This window comes from Rhodopseudomonas palustris (assembly GCF_003226555.1).
Classification (GTDB): Bacteria; Pseudomonadota; Alphaproteobacteria; order Rhizobiales; family Xanthobacteraceae; genus Rhodopseudomonas; species Rhodopseudomonas palustris_I.
On sequence record NZ_QKQS01000029.1, the window covers coordinates 1 to 2933 of the forward strand.

The following is a 2933-nucleotide window of genomic DNA, read 5'->3' on the forward strand; positions in this document are numbered from 1 at the left end:
CAAAACCAAGACCCGCAAGGACTTCGCCGTCCACGTTTCTCTTTCTTCTTCTTCACTTGTCAAACAGCCCGAGATCCGAAAATCTCACTCTCTACTTAAAGAGAGAACCTGCCCTTCAGCGACGAAGAGAAGCATCAACCGACAACTATCGGCTGTTGCGTCACTCAACGAAGTGAGGAGCAGTGAAGGCGCCAATTACTCCCGCGATCCGAGGACCGTGGGAGCGCCCGACCGGCGGGCAGCGCGTAGATGTGTGTATAGTCGCCCCCTTCTGGGTCCGCAAGCGGAAAATGAAGGTTTCGCGAAAAACCCGGTTCCGGGTGGAAAGCGCACCACGCGCCTTCCCTGGACCACCCGCGCGACGAACCGCCTGATGGTGACAGAACCCCGTAATATGGGCATATTTCGCAAGGTGTCGCCCTCGCCGCTGCCAAAATGGTGCCGGCGAGGACTGTGGAAAACTCCGGATTAGAGCTTTGGTTCCGAGAAAATCGGACGTCGGGCGGCGCTTCGGTTCAACGCGATGTCGGGCTGCGGACGGGTGCCGGCTTGGCGCGAAAGCGCCTTAAACCGAAGCCGTCGTGACGCCGCCGTCGATCACGATGGTCTGGCCGGTCATGAAGGTCGACGCGTCCGAGCCGAGATAGGCCACCGCACCGGCGATCTCGTGCGGCTCGCCGATCCGCCGCAGCGGCGTTCCGGCGGTGCGGCGCTTCAGATTGGCCTCGTCTTCCCACAGCGCGCGGGCGAAATCGGTCTTGACCAGGCCGGGCGCGATCGCGTTGACGCGCACCCCCTTCGGCCCCCACTCGCCGGCGAGGCTGCGGCACAGCGCGAAATCGGCGGCCTTGGAGATGCCGTAGGCGCCGATCACGGTGGAGCCGCGCAAGCCCCCGATCGACGAGATGATGACGACCGAGCCAGAGCCACGCTCGGCCATCTGCGGGATCGCGCGGGCACACAGCCAGATGTTGCTCTTGACGTTCGAGGCCATGATCTTGTCGAACGCCTCGTCGGCGATATCGAGCAGCGGGCCGTAATACGGATTCACGGCGGCGTTGCAGACCAGAATGTCGACCTTGCCGTATTTCGCCGTCGCGCCGTCGATCAGCCCCTCGACCTCGGCTTTGCGCGAGATGTTGCAGGCGATGACGTGGGCGTCGCCGCCATCTTTGCGTATGCCCTCGGCGACTTCCTCGCAGGCATCGGCCTTACGGCTCGAGATCACCACCTTGGCGCCGAGCTTGGCCAGCAGCTCGGCGGAGGCCCGCCCAATGCCCCGTGACGAACCGGTGACGACGGCGACCTTGCCGGACAGATCGAACGGATTCGTGGTCATGGCGATACTCCCTGGGGTTTGTTTGTTGTTGTTTTTAGTTCGTGTCGGCCGACGGCTCTCCCCGTCATTCCGGGCGCGAACGGAAGCTCGCGAACCCGGAATCCCGAGGTTGTTTGTGCCGCCGAGATTCCGGGTTCGCGCTGCGCGCGCCCCGGAATGACAAACATGTTGGTCGGGACGGACCAACTTGCGCCGGCCTGCTCCCTCGCCCCGCTGTTGCGGGGAGAGGGTTGGGGTGAGGGGCGACGCGGGCACTGACACTCGGCCTTGCGGAGACGCCCCCTCACCCGGATTGCTGCGCAATCCGACCTCTCCCCGCGCGCGGGGAGAGGTTACGCGGTTCGCGTGGCGTCAGATCAGTCCACCGCCCGCGCTGACGCGAGCCAAGTGGTGGTCGGTGTCGCCGAAGGTCTGCTCGATCATGGTCAGCCGCTTGAAGTAGTGGCCGATCTTGGCTTCCATGGTCATGCCGATGCCGCCGTGGAGCTGGATCGACTGCTGGCCGACGAACTTGCCGGACTTGCCGATCTGCACCTTGGCGGCCGCGATCGCCGCGGCGCGCTCACGAGCGTCGTCGAACTCCGCCGCCATGGTGGCGAACATCGCCATCGAGCGGGCCTGTTCGGTGGCGACGAACATGTCGGCAGCGCGATGCTGCAACACCTGGAAGCTGCCGATCGGCACGCCGAACTGCTTGCGGGTCTTGATGTACTCGACCGTGGTGGTGAGCGATTCATCCATCAGACCGACCGCTTCGGCGCACAGCGCGCTGCGGGCGTCGTCGACCACCGCCTCGACCAGCTCCAGCGCGTTCTCCGGATCGCCGATCGCCGCATCGGCGCCGACCTGGACGCCGGTGAAGGTGATGTCGGCGGCGTGCAGCCCGTCCTGGGTCGGATAGCCCTTGCGGGTGATGCCCTTGGCATCGGCCGGCACCAGGAACACGCCGACGCCGGCGCGGTCACGCTGACCGCCCTTGGTACGGGCGGTGACGATCAGGGTGTCGGCGGCCTCGCCGTTCAGCACCACGAACTTCTCGCCGTCGATCACCCAGCCGTCGCCGTTCTTCTTGGCGGTGGTGGAAACGTCGCCGAGATCCCAGCGCGAGTTCTTCTCGAGCTGGGCGAACGCGAAGGTCTTGGAGCCGTCGATGATGCCGGGCAGATGCGCAGCCTTCTGCGCGGCCGAACCGGCGCGGCGCAGGAAGCCGCCGCCGATCACCACAGTCGGCAGATAGGGTTCGAGCACCAACGCGTGGCCGAGCGCTTCCATGACGATCATGGTCTCGACCGCGCCGGCGCCGAAGCCGCCGTCTTCTTCCGAGAACGGCAGGCCGAGCAGGCCCTGCTCGGCGAACTTGCCCCACACCGCGCGGCTCCAGCCGCCGGTCTCCTTGGCGTACTTCTTGCGGCTGTCGAAATCGTAAGAGCCCTTCAGCAGGCCTTCGACGCTTTCCTTGAGGAGGCGCTGCTCCTCCGACAAATCAAAATCCATCGTGATGCTTCCTTGAGAAATCCGGTTGCCTCGCTCCCTCTCCCCGCTTGCGGGGAGAGGGTTGGGGTGAGGGGCGACGCGAGTCGCTGACTCTCGGCCT

3 protein-coding genes are annotated in these 2933 nt (G+C 65.2%); 1 reads left to right on the forward strand and 2 read right to left on the reverse strand.

What is annotated here, in order from left to right; translation table 11 throughout:
* A partial coding sequence (locus tag DNX69_RS26465; RefSeq protein ID WP_207803181.1) for a hypothetical protein occupies positions 1-472 on the forward strand: 472 nt, incomplete at its 5' end.
* 93 nt (positions 473-565) lie between these two features.
* Here the strand turns inward: DNX69_RS26465 and DNX69_RS22430 are convergent.
* Both DNX69_RS22430 and pimD read right to left on the reverse strand, forming a co-directional pair.
* Positions 566-1339, reverse strand: a complete 774-nt coding sequence (locus DNX69_RS22430; protein ID WP_110788231.1) for an SDR family NAD(P)-dependent oxidoreductase — start codon at positions 1337-1339, stop codon at positions 566-568.
* A gap of 351 nt (positions 1340-1690) precedes the next feature.
* Positions 1691-2833 (reverse strand): pimeloyl-CoA dehydrogenase small subunit, encoded by a 1143-nt coding sequence (gene pimD / locus DNX69_RS22435; protein WP_110788232.1) that lies wholly within the window; start codon positions 2831-2833, stop codon positions 1691-1693.
* Positions 2834-2933: the final 100 nt, after the last annotated feature.